General features: G+C 71.5%; 14 protein-coding genes. 6 read left to right on the top strand and 8 right to left on the bottom strand.

Translation table 11 applies throughout. From position 1 onward, the window contains the following. Nucleotides 1-22: 22 nt before the first annotated feature. The 4 genes from ACWTPI_RS28425 to ACWTPI_RS28410 all read right to left on the bottom strand — a co-directional run bounded on the left by ACWTPI_RS28425 (nucleotide 23) and on the right by ACWTPI_RS28410 (nucleotide 4,400). Nucleotides 23-1,141, bottom strand: coding sequence for an NAD(P)H-dependent flavin oxidoreductase (locus ACWTPI_RS28425; protein ID WP_454733402.1), 1,119 nt, complete (start codon nucleotides 1,139-1,141; stop codon nucleotides 23-25). After that, on the bottom strand, nucleotides 1,138-2,418 hold the full coding sequence (locus tag ACWTPI_RS28420) for a YbfB/YjiJ family MFS transporter (protein ID WP_454733401.1): 1,281 nt from the start codon (nucleotides 2,416-2,418) through the stop codon (nucleotides 1,138-1,140). The genes ACWTPI_RS28425 and ACWTPI_RS28420 overlap by 4 nt, the downstream gene beginning before the upstream one ends. Continuing rightward, complete coding sequence (locus tag ACWTPI_RS28415; RefSeq protein ID WP_454733400.1) at nucleotides 2,411-3,295, bottom strand: LysR family transcriptional regulator; 885 nt, start codon at nucleotides 3,293-3,295, stop codon at nucleotides 2,411-2,413. Before ACWTPI_RS28415 ends, ACWTPI_RS28420 begins: the two co-directional genes overlap by 8 nt. Nucleotides 3,296-3,467: 172 nt before the next feature. Beyond that, nucleotides 3,468-4,400, bottom strand: coding sequence for a LysR family transcriptional regulator (locus ACWTPI_RS28410; protein WP_454733399.1), 933 nt, complete (start codon nucleotides 4,398-4,400; stop codon nucleotides 3,468-3,470). Between the two features lie 142 nt (nucleotides 4,401-4,542). On the opposite strand from ACWTPI_RS28410, the gene ACWTPI_RS28405 reads away from it, so the two are divergent. Beyond that, the gene (locus ACWTPI_RS28405) at nucleotides 4,543-5,328 is read left to right on the top strand and encodes a carboxymuconolactone decarboxylase family protein (protein ID WP_059411523.1); all 786 of its coding nucleotides are present in this window, start codon (nucleotides 4,543-4,545) and stop codon (nucleotides 5,326-5,328) included. 16 nt (nucleotides 5,329-5,344) lie between these two features. Here the strand turns inward: ACWTPI_RS28405 and ACWTPI_RS28400 are convergent, their stop codons facing one another. Then, the gene (locus tag ACWTPI_RS28400) at nucleotides 5,345-6,238 is read right to left on the bottom strand and encodes a LysR family transcriptional regulator (protein ID WP_454733398.1); all 894 of its coding nucleotides are present in this window, start codon (nucleotides 6,236-6,238) and stop codon (nucleotides 5,345-5,347) included. Nucleotides 6,239-6,374: 136 nt separating this feature from the next. On the opposite strand from ACWTPI_RS28400, the gene ACWTPI_RS28395 reads away from it, so the two are divergent. Further along, nucleotides 6,375-7,406 carry an aldo/keto reductase gene (locus tag ACWTPI_RS28395; RefSeq protein ID WP_454733397.1) on the top strand — a complete coding sequence of 344 codons (1,032 nt, stop codon included), beginning with the start codon at nucleotides 6,375-6,377 and terminating at the stop codon, nucleotides 7,404-7,406. A gap of 13 nt (nucleotides 7,407-7,419) precedes the next feature. Here ACWTPI_RS28395 and ACWTPI_RS28390 read toward each other — a convergent pair whose 3' ends face one another. Both ACWTPI_RS28390 and ppk1 read right to left on the bottom strand, forming a co-directional pair. Further along, the gene (locus ACWTPI_RS28390; protein WP_020201090.1) at nucleotides 7,420-7,752 is read right to left on the bottom strand and encodes a hypothetical protein; all 333 of its coding nucleotides are present in this window, start codon (nucleotides 7,750-7,752) and stop codon (nucleotides 7,420-7,422) included. Between the two features lie 264 nt (nucleotides 7,753-8,016). Next, nucleotides 8,017-10,161: a polyphosphate kinase 1 gene (gene ppk1, locus ACWTPI_RS28385; protein WP_454734033.1), complete on the bottom strand. Its 2,145-nt coding sequence runs from the start codon at nucleotides 10,159-10,161 to the stop codon at nucleotides 8,017-8,019. Nucleotides 10,162-10,419: 258 nt separating this feature from the next. On the opposite strand from ppk1, the gene ACWTPI_RS28380 reads away from it, so the two are divergent. The 4 genes from ACWTPI_RS28380 (at nucleotide 10,420) to ACWTPI_RS28365 (ending at nucleotide 14,384) form a co-directional block, all read left to right on the top strand. Beyond that, entirely contained in the window at nucleotides 10,420-11,376 is a 957-nt protein-coding gene (locus ACWTPI_RS28380) for a Bug family tripartite tricarboxylate transporter substrate binding protein (protein WP_059411526.1), read from the top strand. Further along, on the top strand, nucleotides 11,373-12,581 hold the full coding sequence (locus ACWTPI_RS28375) for a CaiB/BaiF CoA transferase family protein (RefSeq protein WP_454733396.1): 1,209 nt from the start codon (nucleotides 11,373-11,375) through the stop codon (nucleotides 12,579-12,581). The genes ACWTPI_RS28380 and ACWTPI_RS28375 overlap by 4 nt, the downstream gene beginning before the upstream one ends. Before the next feature lie 28 nt (nucleotides 12,582-12,609). After that, entirely contained in the window at nucleotides 12,610-13,383 is a 774-nt protein-coding gene (locus tag ACWTPI_RS28370) for an enoyl-CoA hydratase (RefSeq protein WP_020201094.1), read from the top strand. A gap of 107 nt (nucleotides 13,384-13,490) precedes the next feature. Beyond that, on the top strand, nucleotides 13,491-14,384 hold the full coding sequence (locus tag ACWTPI_RS28365) for a LysR family transcriptional regulator (protein ID WP_020201095.1): 894 nt from the start codon (nucleotides 13,491-13,493) through the stop codon (nucleotides 14,382-14,384). Between the two features lie 62 nt (nucleotides 14,385-14,446). Here the strand turns inward: ACWTPI_RS28365 and ACWTPI_RS28360 are convergent, their stop codons facing one another. Beyond that, a complete protein-coding gene (locus ACWTPI_RS28360) occupies nucleotides 14,447-15,829 on the bottom strand; it encodes an MFS transporter (protein WP_454733395.1) in 1,383 nt (460 codons plus the stop codon). Between the last annotated feature and the right edge of the window lie 66 nt (nucleotides 15,830-15,895).

The raw sequence follows: 15,895 nt of genomic DNA, 5'->3' as shown, positions 1-15,895 counted from the left end.
CCCGTTCGGGTTCTGGTCTGATTCAGGCAGCGGCGCCGGCGGCGTGGGCGAGGTCCGCCACCGCCTGCGCGAGCTCCGCGCGCAGCTGCGCCACCAGCTCCGCCGCCGGCAGGCTGCGCGAGAGTTGCGCGGCCTGGCCGGCCCACTGCGCGGCGAAGCCGGCGCTGCCCCGTGCCTTGGCCGCGGCGTGCAGTGCCTTGCCGGCGTCGTAGGTGATGGGGTAGTCGGGGATCGGCGGGCAGTCCGGCGCCTCGCCCAGCTCGGTCAGCCGGTTGACGATGCCGCGCGCGGCGCGCCCGGACACCGAGCGCGTCAGCGTGGTGCGGACCGGCTGGCCGGCGAGCAGGGCGGCGCGGTAGGCGGCGTCGGCCGCGCTTTCCGGGCACGGCACGAAGGCGGTGCCGAGCTGCGCGGCCTGCGCGCCCAGCGCCAGCGCGGCGGCGATGCCGGCGCCGTCCATGATGCCGCCGGCCGCCACCACGGGCAGCGTGGTGTTGCGCACCAGCAGGCGCACCAGCGCCAGCGTGCCGAGCCGCTCGTCGCGCGCGGCCGGCTCGAAGATGCCGCGATGGCCGCCCGCTTCCACGCCTTGCGCCACGATGGCGTGCACGCCGGCGTCGGCCACCTGGCGGGCCTCTTCCACGCTGGTGGCGGTGGCCATCAGGTAGATGCCGGCCTCGCGCAGCGCGGCGATCCACGGCTGCGGCGGCAGGCCGAAATGAAAGCTCGCCACCGCCGGGCGCTCCTCGAGCAGCATCGCGAACATGGCTTCGTCGGCCACGAAGCTCTGGTAGATCTCGCGCAGCGCGGCCGGCGGCGTGGCGCCGAACTCGGCGAAGCTCGGCGCGAGATAGGCCAGCCAGCGCGCCTCCCGCGCGGCGTCGGCCACCGCGGGCGCGTGGCAGAACAGATTGACGTTGAACGGCTTGCCGGTCAGGGCGCGGGTGTCGCGGATCATCTTGCGGGCGCCTTCGGCGTCCGTGGCGCCGACGCCGAGCGAGCCCAGCCCGCCGGCATTCGAGACGGCCGCGGCCAGCGCCGGCGTGCCGATGCCGGCCATCGGCGCCTGGATGAGCGGCACGGCAAGGCCGAGCCGGGACGGCAGCGCGCGCGGCGGGGTGGCGGAATTGGGGGTGTTCATTGCGTGACTCCTTCGGAAGAGGGGCGCTTGCCGGCTCCCGGCGCGCGCACGAAGATGACGCCGGCGGCCGCCAGCAGCGCCACGGCGGCGGCGGCCAGCGGCCCGTTGAAGCTGTGGCTGCGGGCCATCAGCGCGCCCGCTGCCAGCGGCCCGGCGATCTGGCCGACGCCGTAGGCCGAGGTCATGGCGGCCAGCAGGTTGAATGGCACCGCGTGGGCCACGCGCCTGGCCGCCGGCATGGCGATGGTCACGGTGCCCACGAAGGTGCCGCCGACCAGCAGCGCGCTGGCCAGGTAGGACCACGCGGCATGGCTGAGCGCGGGCAGGATCACGCCCGCGGCCTGCACCAGCAGGTTGAGCGCGAGCGCGCGCCGCGTGCCGAGGCGCCCATGCAGGGCGTGCCACAGGTAGCACGACGGCGCCGCGCCCAGGCCGAACACGGCCCACACGTGGATCGGGTCGACCTGGCCGAGCGCGTCGCGCACGAACAGCGGCAGGTAGGTGGCGGTCACGATGTAACCGAAACCGGCCAGGCCATAGCTGGCGATCAGCGGCCACGGTCCCGGGACGCTGGCTGCGTTGGCGGCATCGGCAGCATTGGCCGCGCCGACGGCGGCCACGGCCGCGCCGGCCGGATGCGGCGGCGGCGGCGCGCGCCCGCCGAGCAGGCGCCATGCCGGCAGCGACAGCGCCAGCGCGCCGGCGGCCAGCGCGGCCCACAGCGCAGGACTGCGCCAGCCGGCGAGGTTGCCGGCGGCGATGGCCTCGGCCGACAGCAGGATGCCGCTGCCCACGCCCGCGAACAGCAGCGGCGCGCCGTGCGGCTGGCCCACGAGCTGGAACAGCCACACCGAGGCGGCCACCAGCGCCAGCGCGCTGAAGAAGCCGGCCACGAAGCGCGTGCCGGCAACGAACCACGGCGCCGCCGGCAGCGTCAGCACCAGCAGGCACAGCACGGTGCCGGCCAGCGCGATGCGGCACAGCCGCGGCGTGGCGCGCGGCGACAGGCGTGTCACCGCGAGCGCGCCGGCCAGGTAGCCCGCGTAGTTGGCGGACGCGGCCAGCGAGCCGGCGCCGACGCTCAGCAGCCCGTCGCGCACCATCAGCGGATACATGCCGGTGAAGGCGAAGCGGCCGAAGCCCATGCCGACGGCCAGCACCAGGGAGGCAGCCAGCGCCGGCAGCCAGGGCGCGCCGGCGCGCTCGGCGCCGCGCTCGCTGCCGCTCTCGATGTCGCCGGCGGGCCGGGCGGCGCAGGCAGGTCGGGCTTCAGCCATGTTGCAGCTCCTGCAGGAAAGCCTGGTATGCCGCGGTCGTGAAACCCTGGCGGCGCACCAGGAAGGTATGCGCGGTGCGCACCGGCACGGTCTGCAGGCCCGCCGCGTCCGGGTGCAGCGCGAGCAGCGAGCGGGGCACGACGGCGACCGCCGAGCCGGCCGTCACGCAGGCCAGGATTGCATGGTAGGACGCCAGCTCCAGCATGTTGAGCGCCGGGCGCTGGCCCGCGCCGCCGGCGAGCCAGTTCTCGGCGCACAGGCGGTAGGTGCAGCCGCGCGAGAAGGTGGCCAGGCTGCGCAGCACGAGGTCCTGCGGCGCGCGCACCGGCGGGTGGCTGGGCGGCAGCACCAGCAGCAGTTCCTCGGAGAACAGGAAGCTGCCTTCCAGCCCGGGGCCGAGCTCGTCCATGTCCAGCGTGTCCGGCGCGCCTTCGCCGGGATGCGCCACCACCGCGCAGTCGATGCGGTGCGCCAGCAGCGCGTCCACCAGCGCCTGCGTGGTGCCGGTCTGGATCTCGATCTGCACCTGCGGCCACTTGCCGTGGTAGCGCGCCAGCGGGCGCGGCAGCCGCGCCGCGGCCGAGCTTTCCATGCTGCCCACGCGCAGCCGGCCGGAGGGCTCGCCGGCGCGCATCGACTGGCGGGCTTCCTCGGCCAGCGCCAGCAGTTGCTCGGCGTAGCCCAGGAAGCGCTGGCCTTCGGGCGTGAGCGTCATGCGCTTGCTGTCGCGCAGGAACAGCGCCACGCCAAGCTCTTCCTCGAGCTGCTTGACGCGCGTGGTGACGTTGGACTGCACGCGGTCCAGCGCCCGGGCGGCGCGCGTCACGCTTTCCTCGCGCGCCACCGTCCTGAAGATTTCCAGCTCGGCCAGATCCACGGCGGGTTCCTCGATATGGGATTGAAGTGTGTTCTTTAAAAAAGAACAAATTTCAGTTAACTATCATTTATTGGGATGGTTAAGTCAAGAAGACCTTGCCGCGCGCAGGGTTTGCGCGCGCCGGGGTGACTTGCAAGGCGGGAGGGGAAGGGTAAGGAGAAGGGCAGTGCGTTCAGCGCCGGCGCGCGGGCGGCCTCGCGGCTGGCCGGGCTGGCCGGTAGCGCTCGCGCAGCGTTTCCAGCAGCAGCGGCAGGGCCGGCGCCGGATTGCCGGGCGCGTGGACCACGGCCACGCCGATCCGCAGCACGGCCGCTTCCTTGAGCGGCTTGTAGACCACGCCTGCGCGCGCCATCGCCTGCAGCGAGGCCGGCACCAGCGCCACGCCCTGGCCGTCGGCGATGAGGCCGAGCAGCACGTGGTGGTCGGCCGGCTCGGGCACGCGCGGCGGCGAGAAGCCCAGCGCGCGGAACAGCGCTTCGTAGTGGTCGAAGTAGGCGGGGTTGAGGCGCCGCTGGAACCAGAACAGCGGATCGGCCTGCAGCTCCAGGATGGAGAGGCGCTTGCGCCGGGCCAGCCGGTGCGTGGCCGGCAGCGCGGCGACCAGCGGATCGTCGAACAGGTGCTCGACGTGCAGCTCGCCGGTGCCGGACGGCAGGCCGATCAGCGCGGCATCGAGCGCGCCGCGCCGCAGGTCGGCGATCGACTGCTGCGAGATCTGCCGTTTCTGCAGCAGCCGCACGTCCGGCGCGCGCGCCTGCAGGGCCGGCGCCAGCCATGTGAACAGCGCGGCGTCGACCACCGTGGTGATGCCCAGGCGCAGCCCGGCGTTGCGCCGCGCGCGCTTGCGCGCGCGGGCGAGCATGGCGTCGGCGCTGGCCAGCAGCGCGCGCGCCTCGGGCAGCAACTGGCTGCCGGCGGGCGTGAGCGCCACGCCATTGCGGTCGCGCTCGAACAGGCGCGCGCCGACGGTTTCCTCGAGCGCCTGGATCTGCCGGGTCAGCGGCGGCTGGGTGATCGACAGGCGCTCCGCCGCGCGGCGAAAGCTCAGTTCGTCGGCCACGGCCACGAAGTATTCGAGTTGCCAGAGTTCCAGGCGGGGCTGCATGCGGGGTGCGCTCGGACGGGTTGCTGATACGTGCAAGGTATCACGCCGAAGGCATTGGCGGCGCGCGCACGCGCTGGCTAAGCTTGCTTCACTGCTTGCTTCACATCACCAACTCGTCACCGAACCAAGGAACACCTTCCCGATGAATCCGCATACTCTTCCGCACACGCTGTCTCTCGGCCGGGCCCGGCTTGCCGCCATCGAAGGCAGCGCCGATGCCTCCATTCTCGACGCGCTCGGCGACATCGCGCCCGATCTGGCCAGCCTTGCCATCGGCTTCGTCTATGGCGAGATCTATCCGCGCGCGGGCCTGTCGCTGCCCGAGCGGCAACTGGTCACGGTGGCCGCGCTCGCGGCGATGGGCGGGCTCGCGCCGCAACTGGAGTTCCACCTGGCCGGCGCGCTGAACGTTGGCTGCCAGCCGGCGGAACTGGTCGAGGCCATGATCCACCTGGCCGTGTACGCGGGTTTTCCGGCGGCGCTCAACGGCATTGCGGCGGCGCGGGCCGTGTTTGCCCGCGCGGGTGTCGTGGTGGCGGCGGCCGCGCGGCCGGCCGCCGCCGGCTCGCGCTACGAGGCCGGGCTCGCGCGCCTGCGCGAGATCGACGGCGAGGCCGGCGTGCGCGTGATCGCCTCGCTGCAGGACATCGCGCCGGACCTGGGTCGCTTCATCATCGAGTTCGCCTTCGGCGACATCTACGCGCGGCCCGGCCTCGATCTGGCCAGCCGCGAGCTGGTGACGGTGGCCGCGCTGGCGGCGATGGGCTCGGCCACGCCGCAACTGAAGGTGCACATGCATGGCCTGCTGAACGTGGGCGGCACGCGGCAGCAGCTCGTGGAGGCCATCATCCAGATCGCGGCCTATGCCGGTTTCCCGCGCGCCATCAATGCGGCGCTGGCGGCCAGGGAGGTGGTGGCCGCGCACTGACGGCAGCGAGGCCGCCTCACGGCGCCACGCCTTGCCTGGCCTCGAGCAGGCCCGCGACCCAGTCGATGAAGACCCGCACCTTGGCGCTCAGGTGGCGGTTGCGCGGGTACAGGGCCAGCATCGGCAGCGTGCCGGCATTCCAGTCCGGCAGCACCGGCACCAGCCGGCCGCTGGCGAGGTGCGCGCGCACGACGCCGTTGAGCGGGCTTTGCATCAGGCCCATGCCGGCCACGGCGGCGGCGATGCAGGTGTCGGCATCGTTGGCCGCGACCCAGTGCGGGCGGGTGATTTCATGCGCCTCGTCGTCGCGCCGGAAATCGAACGGGAACACGCGCCCGGTCTTGGCCGAGAAGAAGTTCACGAAGCGGTGCCGGTCGAGGTCGGCCAGCGTGGCGGGCATGCCGTGGCGCTGCAGGTAGGCCGGCGCGGCGCAGGTTGCCACTTCCAGCTCGCCGAGCCGCCGCGCGGCCAGGCTCTCGTCGTGCACGAGGCCGCCGCGGATCACGCAGTCCACGCCTTCGGCGATCAGGTCCACCGGGCGGTCCGAACTGCCCAGTTCCATCATCACCTGCGGATAGCGCGCGAAAAAGTCCGGCAGCGCCGGCGCGATGACATGGCGGCCCAGGGAGGCCGGCACGTCCACGCGCAGCCGGCCGGCGGGCGTGACCACGGCTTGCCCGAGCATGGCCTCCAGCTCGTGCATCTCCTGCAGCATGGTGCGCGCGCGCTGATGGTAGGCCATGCCGTCGTCGGTCAGGCTGAGCCGCCGCGTGGTGCGGTGCAGGAGCCGCACCCCGAGGTGGCTTTCGAGGTCCTGGACGATGGTGGTGACGCGCCCCCGGGGCAGGTGCAGCGCGGTCGCCGCGCGCGAGAAGCTGGCCAGCTCCACCACGCGGACGAAGACCTCCATAGCTTTGAACCGGTCGATGGACATGGTGGGATTGTTCTGAATATAGGGAATAGTGATTTCTTCGCTTCGCAGTTTATACGCATCCATTAGCACAATAGACTGCCTTCACCGATTCAACGATGCGAAGGAGATTCACATGAGCACGTCTTCCCAGTCTTCCCAATCCCCCGGGGTTCCCCTGGCCGCGCTCGGCGCGCACGGGCCGCAGCAGGTGTCGGCGCTGGGCCTGGGCTGCATGGGCATGTCCGATTTCTACGGCGCCAATGACCGCGGCCAGAGCATCGCCACCATCCACGCGGCGCTGGACGCCGGCATCAACCTGCTCGACACCGGCGACTTCTACGGCGCCGGCCACAACGAGATGCTGATCGGCGAGGCGCTCCGGGGCCGCCGCGGGCAGGCGCTGGTGTCCGTCAAGTACGGCTCGCTGCGCGCGCCCGACGGCAACTGGCTGGGCATGGACGGGCGCCCGCAGGCGGTGAAGAACTTCATCACCTACAGCCTGCAGCGGCTCGGCACCGACCACATCGACATCTACCGCATGTCGCGGCACGACCCGGCCGTGCCGGTGGAGGACACCATCGGCGCCGTGGCCGATCTCGTGAAGGCCGGCTACGTGTGCCATATCGGCCTGTCGGAAGTGGGGCCGGAGATCATCGAGCGCGCCCACAAGGTGCATCCGGTCAGTGACCTGCAGATCGAATATTCGCTGCTCAGCCGCGGGCCGGAGGCCGGCATCTTCCCCGTGCTCAGGCGGCTGGGCATCGGCGTGACCGCCTACGGCGTGCTGTCGCGCGGCCTGATCAGCGGCTCGCGCCCGACCGGGCCGCGGGATTTCCGCGCCCACCTGCCGCGCTTCACCGGCGAGAACCTGGGCCGCAACCAGCAGCTCGTGGCTGCCCTCGGGCAGGTGGCGCAGGAACTGGGCGCGACCACGGTGCAGGTGGCGATCGCCTGGGTGCTGGCCAAGGGCCGCGCGCTCGGCGTGCAGATCGTGCCGCTGGTCGGCTCGCGCTCGCTGGCGCAGCTGGAGGGCGCGCTGGGGTCGCTGCGGTTGCCGCTGTCGGCGCAGGACATGGCCCGCATCGAGCAGGCGGTGCCGCGCGAAGCCGTGGCCGGCACGCGCTACGGCGAGGAACAGATGGCGTTTCTCGACAGCGAGCGCTGAGCCGGCAGTCTTGTCAGCGGGGGTTCCCGGCCAGCACCGACGGCGGCTGGGAAGCGGCCAGTGCCACCGCGTGCCGCGCCGCGGGCGCCGGGCGCGCCAGCATCTGGCGGATCGAGGCGAGGTAGCGGTCCCCGACTTCGCGCGTGGCGCGGTTGGCCTGCGCGCGCAGCGAGCGCCGCGGCGGCGGCGTGACGTTCAGGCTGCGGCAGATCGTGGACAGGTAGGGTTTGCGTTCCCCGGTCAGCCGCTGCGCTGCCGCCGCGAGGGCCGCGTCGCCGACCCGCGCGCGCAGCCACGCGAGGACCTGGCGGTCGTATTCGTTCTGGACCCGGACCAGATGTTCCATGATGGGCTCCTGAAATACTGTTCATGCATACAGTAACTGTAAATATATACAGTAATCGGGGGATTTCAAGGAACGGCGGAATCGGGGGGAATGGATGTGGCTTATGAATAACCTGCCCGCCAATGCCGGCGCGGCGGCTGGCAGCCGGCCCGGGATTGCCCGGGCCGGACGGCGGCAGTGCCGGTTGCGGCAATGGGTGATGAGGTTGGGAAAGCGTGGCGGATGCCGCGCCGGCCGGCCCGGACGCGGGCGATGTCGAGGGCGCTACGCCAGCTGGTTCATCAGCGTGTCCTGGGCGGACACCAGCCGGCGGCCGCGCCGGCGCCGGTAGCTGCCGTCCGGCTCCAGCTCCCAGGTATCGCGGTTGTCCTTGAGATAGCGCTTGAGGCCTTCCTCGATCACGCGCTTCTTGAGGGCCTTGTCCAGCACCGGGAAGCAGATCTCGACGCGGCGGAAGAAGTCGCGCTCCATCCAGTCGGCGCTGGACAGGCGCACGTCCTCGGCCTTGTCGTTGTAGAAATAGAAGATGCGCTCGTGCTCGAGGAAGCGGCCGAGCACGGAGCGCACCCGGATGTTCTCCGACAGCCCCGGCAGGCCGGGCCGCAGCGCGCAGGCGCCGCGCACGATCAGCTCGATCTTCACGCCGTCGCACGAAGCCTGGTACAGCGCCTCGATGATCTTCGGCTCCAGCAGCGCGTTCATCTTGGCGATGATCAGGCCCTTGCGGCCGGCCCTGGCGTGCCTGGCCTCGCGGCGGATGGCCTCGATCAGCGCCGCGTGCATGGTGAACGGCGATTGCCACAGGTGCCCGAGCGTGCCGGGATGGCCGAGCCCGGTCAGTTGCGAGAACACGTTGGCCACGTCGGCGGCGATGGCTTCCTTGCAGGTAAACAGGCCGATGTCGGTGAAGTTGCGGGCGGTCTGCGAATGGTAGTTGCCGGTGGAAAGATGCACGTAGCGGCGCAGCTTGCCGCCCTCGCGCCGCACCACCAGCGCCATCTTGGCGTGCGCCTTGTAGCCCACCACGCCGTACACCACGTGCGCGCCGGCTTCCTCGAGCTGCGCGGCCCAGTTCATGTTGGCTTCCTCGTCGAAGCGGGCCAGCAGCTCCACCACCACGCTGACTTCCTTGCCGCGCCGCGCCGCGCCGATCAGCGCGTCGAGCAGGGCCGAGTCGTTGCCGGCGCGGTACACCGTCTGCTTGATCGCCATCACGTCCGGGTCTTCGGCGGCCTGGCGGATGAAGTCCACCACGGGCGCGAACGACTGATAGGGGTGGTGCAGCAGGATGTCGCCGTCGCGGATGGCGCGGAACATGTCGGTCTGCTCCTGCTGGAGCGCCTTCGGCAGGCCGGGCCGGCACGGCGGGTATTTGAGGTCGTCGCGCGCGACGCTGTCGGGCACCGGCAGCAGCCGCACGAGATTGACCGGCCCGTTGACGGCGAAGACCTCGGTCTCTTCCAGCCCGAACTGGCCTTGCAGGAAGCGCGTCATCTTGGGCGAGCAGTTGTCCGCCACCTCGAGGCGCACCGCGTCGCCCAGGTGCCGCTGCGGCAGCTCGCCCTGCAGCGCGTCGCGCAGGTTGCGCACTTCGTCCTCGTCGACGAACAGCTCGCTGTTGCGGGTGACGCGGAACTGGTAGCAGCCGCGCACGCGCATGCCGGGAAACAGCTCGCCCACGTGCGCATGCAGGATCGACGACAGGAACACGAAGCCGTGCGGGCAGCCCGAGATCTTGCTTGGCAGCAGGATCACGCGCGGCAGCGCGCGCGGCGCCTGCACGATGGCGGCGCCGGCTTCGCGGCCGAAGGCGTCCTTGCCTTCGAGCTCCACGGCGAAGTTCAGGCTCTTGTTGAGCACGCGCGGGAACGGGTGCGCCGGGTCGAGGCCGATCGGGGTGAGCATCGGCATCAGCTCGCGGAAAAAGAACTCGCGGATGTACTCGGCCTGCTCGGCGGACCAGTGCGGGCGCCGCAGGAAGCGAATGCCCTCGGTGGCCAGCTCCGGCACCAGCACGTCGTTGAACAGCCGGTATTGCTCCGCCACCAGCTTGCGCGCCCGCGCGCCGAGCAGCGCGTAGACCTGGCGCGGGTCCAGCCCGTCCGGGCCGGGCAGCGCGGACTGCAGCTTGATCTGCTCCTTGAGGCCGGCCACGCGGATCTCGTAGAACTCGTCGAGATTGCTGCTGAACACGCACAGGAAGCGCAGCCGCTCCAGCAGCGGGACCTCGGGGTCCGCGGCCTGGAGCAGCACGCGGTGGTTGAACTCCAGCTGGCTGGCGATGCGGTTCAGGAAGGTCTGCCGGGCATCGGCGCTGGCGAGGAAATCCGCGGGGGCGCCTTTTGCATCACTCGACGGCAAGGGGAGGGACGGGGCGGTCTGCAGTGGGACACCCGAGCCTTCGGCCATATTCGACTTCAATCCTTTTTCTTGTATGGGTCGCCACCGGCGGCGACACGATGGCCTGATAGTACCGCGTCGCGCGGCGCTTGAGGAGGGTGGCGCGGCGCCTGCGTCGTGCCGGAATGGCCGTGCCGGCTGCCGCGGGCGCGCCACGCATTCATTCCATGCCGGGATAGGTTTATGAAAACCATTCGCTTGTGACGCGCGGCGGGCTGCGAATAGGATGCCCCCATCAAAACAGAACAGACGATGAGGAGACATGGCATGAAGAGATTCGCAGCCTTGCTGGTGGCATCGGCCGCGCTGGCCCACGCCGCTTTCGCGCAGGACGGGGAGGCCTATCCGGCCCGCCCGGTGAAACTGGTGGTGCCGTTCGGCGCCGGCAGCGCGTCCGACACCGCGGCGCGCATCGTCGCCGAGGCGGTGCGCGACAAGCTCGGCACCATCGTGGTGGACAACCGCCCCGGCGCCAACGGTATCATCGGCTCGGCCTACGTGGCCAAGGCCGCGCCCGACGGCTACACCCTGCTGCTGACCAGCAGCGCCACCCATTCCGGCATCGGCGCGCTGTACCGCCATCCCGGCTACGATCCGATCAAGGACTTCGTCCACATCACGCGCATCGCCACCATCCCGATGGTGCTGGTGACGCGCCCCGACGCGCCCTACAAGACCGCGAAGGAACTGGCCGCCCAGGCCCGCAAGGCGCCGCTGCGCTACGGCTACGGCAGCGGCTCCGCGCAGATCGCCGCGGCGACCTTCAGCATGGTGGCCGACGCGCCCTCCGAGGGCATTCCGTACAAGAGCCAGCCGCCCGCGGTCACGGACCTGATGGGCAGCCAGATCGACTACATGCTAGCGGACACCTCGGTGGTGACGAGCTTCCTCAAGGGCGGCAAGCTGGCCGGCCTGGCCATCTCCAGCCCGCGGCGCTCGCCCGACCTGCCCGGCATTCCCACCATGACGGAGGCCGGCTACAAGGACTTCGACCTCGTGGTCTGGGTCGGGCTGGCGGCGCCCGCGGGCACGCCCGCGAGCGTGACCGAGCGTTGGAACAAGGAAGTCGGCGCGGCCTTGTCCGACCCGCAGGTGAAGGAAAAGCTCGCCCGCCTGGGCATGGTGGCCAGCCCGAGCGGCATCAGGGAGCACGGCGCCTTCGCGCTGGCGCAGCGCGACATCTGGACGGCGCGCGCGGCCAGGGCGGGAGTCGAGCAGCAATGACGCAGCCGTTCAGCCAGCCGGCGCCGCTCGAAGGGGTGCGCGTGCTCGACCTGACCTCGGTCGTGATGGGGCCGGTATGCACCCAGATCCTGGCCGACTACGGCGCCGAGGTGGTCAAGGTGGAGCCGCCCGAGGGCGACGTGATGCGCCACGCGGGGGCCAAGCGCGCGCCGGGCATGGGCGCCATGTTCCTGCATGCCAACCAGGGCAAGCGCTCGGTGGTGCTCGACCTCAAGCGCGCGCAGGACCAGGACGCGCTGCGCGCCATGCTGCCCGGCTTCGACGTGTTCATCCACAACGTGCGCCCGCAGGCGATGCGCCGCCTGGGCCTGGACGAAGCCGCGGTGCGGCGCCTGCATCCGTCGGTCGTTCACGTCGAGTTGACCGGCTACGCCGCCGACGGCCCCTACGAGGGCCGCGCCGCGTACGACGACATCATCCAGGCGCAGACCGGCCTGGCCGAGCTGTTCGCGCGCCAGTCGGGCGGCGCGCCGATGTACGTGCCGACCCTGATCGCCGACCGCGTCACCGGCCTGACCGCGGCGCATGCCACGCTGGCCGCGCTCTATCGCCGCCGGCAGACGGGGCAGGGCGAATCCGTGAAGGTCTCGATGTTCGAGACCGTGGCCGCGTTCGTGCTGGGCGACCACCTCGGCGGCGCGAGCTTCCTGCCGCCGGCCGGCCCGATGGGCTACAGCCGGCTGCTGACGCCGCACCGGCGCCCCTACCGCACGCTGGACGGCCACATCGCCGCGGTGGTGTACAACGACAAGCACTGGCGCGCGTTCTTCGCAGCCATCGGCGACCTCGCCGCGTTCGAGGCCGACGCGCGCTTCCAGACCGCCGCCGCGCGCGCCGAGAACTACGACGCCATCTACGGCTACCTGGCCGGGGTGCTGGCCACGCGCACCAGCGCCGACTGGCTGGCGCTGCTGGCGGCGGCCGACATCCCGTGCAGCCCGGTCAACCGCGTCGAAGACCTGCTCGACGACCCGCACCTGCGCGCCGTCGGCTTCTTCGAGGAAGACACCGGCGGGGCCGCGCACGGCACGCGCCGCATCGCCGCGCGCTTCCGCTCGCCCGCGGCATCCACGGCATCCGCGCGTGGCGGCGCCGCGGCGCCCGAGCTTGGCGCGCACACAGCACAAGCCGCGCAAGCCACGCAGACCGTGCCGCGCGGGCAGATCGAGCCGGCGGACCGCTGAATCCAACCATCATCCGGGAATTCCCCTCATGCAGACGCTTCACCATGTCACGCTCGCCACGTCCGCGCAGGGCGTCGCCACCATCCAGATCGCCAACGGCACCTCGCTCAACATCCTCGACTCCGACACCATCGTCGAGCTGACCCGCCTGCTGCGCACGCTGGCGCGCGACCCGCAGGTGCGCGCGCTGGTGATCCGCGGCAGCGGCGACAAGGCCTTCATCGGCGGCGCCAACATCAAGGAACTGGCCCGGCTCGATCCCGACACCGCGGTGGCCTTCATCACGCGCCTGCACGACCTGTGCGAAGCGGTGCGCGACTTTCCGGTGCCGACCTTCGCGCGCCTGGCCGGCTGGTGCATGGGCGGCGGCATGGAGCTGGCGGCGGCCTGCGACATCCGCGTGGGATCGACCGCGGCGCATTTTTCCATGCCCGAGGTGCGCATCGGCATCCCCTCGGTGATCCACGCCAACCTGCTGCCGCGCCTGATCGGCGAAGGCAACACGCGCTGGCTGCTGCTGTCCGGCGCCGCCATCGACGCGGCCAGGGCGCACGCGTGGGGCTTCCTCAACGAGCTGGCCGAGCCCGACGCGCTCGACGCCGCCATCGCGCACGCGGTGGGCGAGATCCTCGAATGCGGCCCGGCCGCCGTGCGCGCGCAGAAGGCGCTGCTGCGCGGCTGGGAGAACCCGGCGCTCGAGCGCGGCCTGAAGGACAGCATCGCCATGTTCGGCGCGGTCTACGAAGGCGCCGAGCCGGACCAGTACATGCAGCGCTTCCTCAACCGCAAGCGCCCGGCGTGAGCCGGCGCGGGGTTCTCTTGTAAGATCGGGGGCGCCGGGCGGCGCCCTCGCGGCGGCGGTCCGGCCGCAGGGCGTCATCCGGCGCTTTCGCACACGGCCGCGCCATCATGAACCTGACGATCCGGGAGTTCCGCGTTTTCCGCGTGGTGTACGAACTGCGCAGCTTCAGCGCCGCCTCCGAAGCGGTGCACATGACGCAGTCCGCGGTCAGCAAGCTCTGCCAGGAAATGGAGGCCAAGGTCGGGCACCGCCTGTTCGAGCGCTCCACCCGCAAGGTGGAGCCCACCATGCTGGCCGACCACCTCTACGGCTATGCGTGCGAGATCCTCGGCACGATGGACGCCGCCGAGCGCAGCCTCAACGGGCTGCTGAGCCTGGAGCAGGGCGAGGTCCGCGTGGCGGCCTCGCCGATGATGACGCAGGGCCTGCTGACCGGCCCGGTCAGCCGCTTCCACGCGGCGCACCCGGGCGTGCGCATCGGGCTGCACGAACTCTCCACCGACGAGACCATCGACTACGTGGTCAACGGCAAGGCGGACTTCGGCCTGGTCTCGATCGAGCAGACCCATCCCAAGCTCGCCATCGAGCGGCTCTACGACGAGTCCATGTACGCCATCTGCGCCAGGGACCATGAACTGGCGAAGAAAAAGCGCGTCTCCTGGGACGCGCTCAGCGCCTATCCGCACGTCTCCATGCATCCGTCCTTCAGCGTGCGCCGCACCGTCGACCGCGTGTACGGACAGAAGGGGCTGGGCTACGTGTCCGTGATCGAGGTCGGCACCGTCCTCTCCGTGCTGGGGATGGTGAAGGCCGGCGTCGGCGTGGCGGTGCTGCCCGGCTACGTGATGAGCTTCGTGTCGGACATCGGGCTGGCCTCGGTGTTGCTGCCGGCGGCCGACTACAGCCACCCGATCTCGCTGATCCGCCGCTGGAACGCCCGCCCGTCGACCGCGGCCGAGGCGCTGATCGCGCTGCTGAAGGAAGCGATCGCGCCGGGGTAGGCGTGCGTCCTTGCTCAGGCCCGATGCGCCCCGTCGCGGCAGGCCGGCACCTCGATCTCGAATCAGCGCGCTCCCTCGATGCCGCCGCCGGCCCGCCGGGCGGCGATGAAATACAGCAGCGCGCTGGCGGCCGCGGCGGCGGTGCCGACGATGGCCAGGGCGATCGCCAGCCCGGCCCTGGGATGGCCCAGCCATTCGTTGATGGCGCCCACCGCGAACGGTCCCAGCCCGCCGCTGATGGCGTTGGTGAGGAACACCAGCAGCGCCACCGCGCGGCCGCGCATGCGGTTGGGAATGGCGATCTGCAGCGGCACCGGCGCCAGCGCCATGACGATGCTGGCGGCATACGCGCACAGGCCGTACAGCGCCAGCGACAGCCACATCGCCGGCGCGAGCGGCGCCGCGCAGGCGGCGGGCACCAGCAGGGCGGCCGCGCCGCAGGCGATGCGCAGCACCTTGCGCAGCGCATCGCGGTCGTCGACCTTGCCCACGAACAGGCTCGCGCTGACGACGCCCGCCATGCCGCCGATCATGTAGACCGGGCCGGTCAGCTTGCCGACCGCGCTGGCGGACAGGCCGAAGCTGCGGATCAGCAGGGTCGGGAACCACGCGGCGTGGGAGTAGAACAGCAGGATGAGCGCGACGTAGCCGAAGAAATAGGGCAGGCAGAAGCGGTTGCGCACGAACAGCTCGCGCAGGACTTCGCCGATCGGCGGCGCGGCCCCGGCGGCGCCCTGCGCGGCCGGCAGCCCGCGCCGCGCCGGCTCGCGGATCGTCGCCAGCACCAGCGCCGCGAGCGCCAGGCCGGGCAGCCCGACCAGGAAGAAGACCACCTGCCACGGCTGCAGGCCCTGCCTGGCCAGCCAGCCGGCCATCGCGGGCTGGTCCATCCAGCCCAGCAGCGCGCCGCCGCCGAGCAGGGCGACGCCGCCGCCGATGTAGGGCCCGAGCATGAACACGCTGCTGGCGCGCGTGACCTTGCGCGGCGGGAACATGTCGCTGAAGATGGACAGCGCGGCCGGGCTCAGCGCGGCTTCGGCGATGGCCGTGCCGGCGCGCCAGACCAGCAGTTCGCCGAAGCTGCCGGCGGTGCCGCACATGGCCGTGGAGATGGCCCAGATGGCGACGCAGGCCGCACTCAGGCGCACGCGGTTGGAGCGGTCCACCAGCCGCGCCACGAACACGCCGGCGGTGGCGTAGCAGAGCGTGAAGGTCGCGCCCTGCAGCAGGCCGATCTGGGTGTCGCTGAGCAGCAGCGATGCCTTGAGCGGCTGCACCAGGATGCTGACGACCTGCCGGTCGATATAGGAAAAGGCAAAGCACACGAAGAACATGAATACGATGTATCCATGCGAGAACGCGGTGCCGGTGTCTTCGATCACCGGCGCGTCGGCGCCGGGCGCGCCGGCTTGCAGGGCCGGCGCGGCTTCGGGGGCGGAGTGCATGAAGGTTTCCTCGTAAGGGCGGAGGGCGGGCCGGCGCGCGCCAGGGAAGGCGCGCCGGTCCCGGCG

Source organism: Cupriavidus ulmosensis (assembly GCF_977008105.1).
The sequence above is the reverse complement of the archived record's forward strand: the minus strand, read 5'-3'. Positions and strand labels throughout refer to the sequence as shown.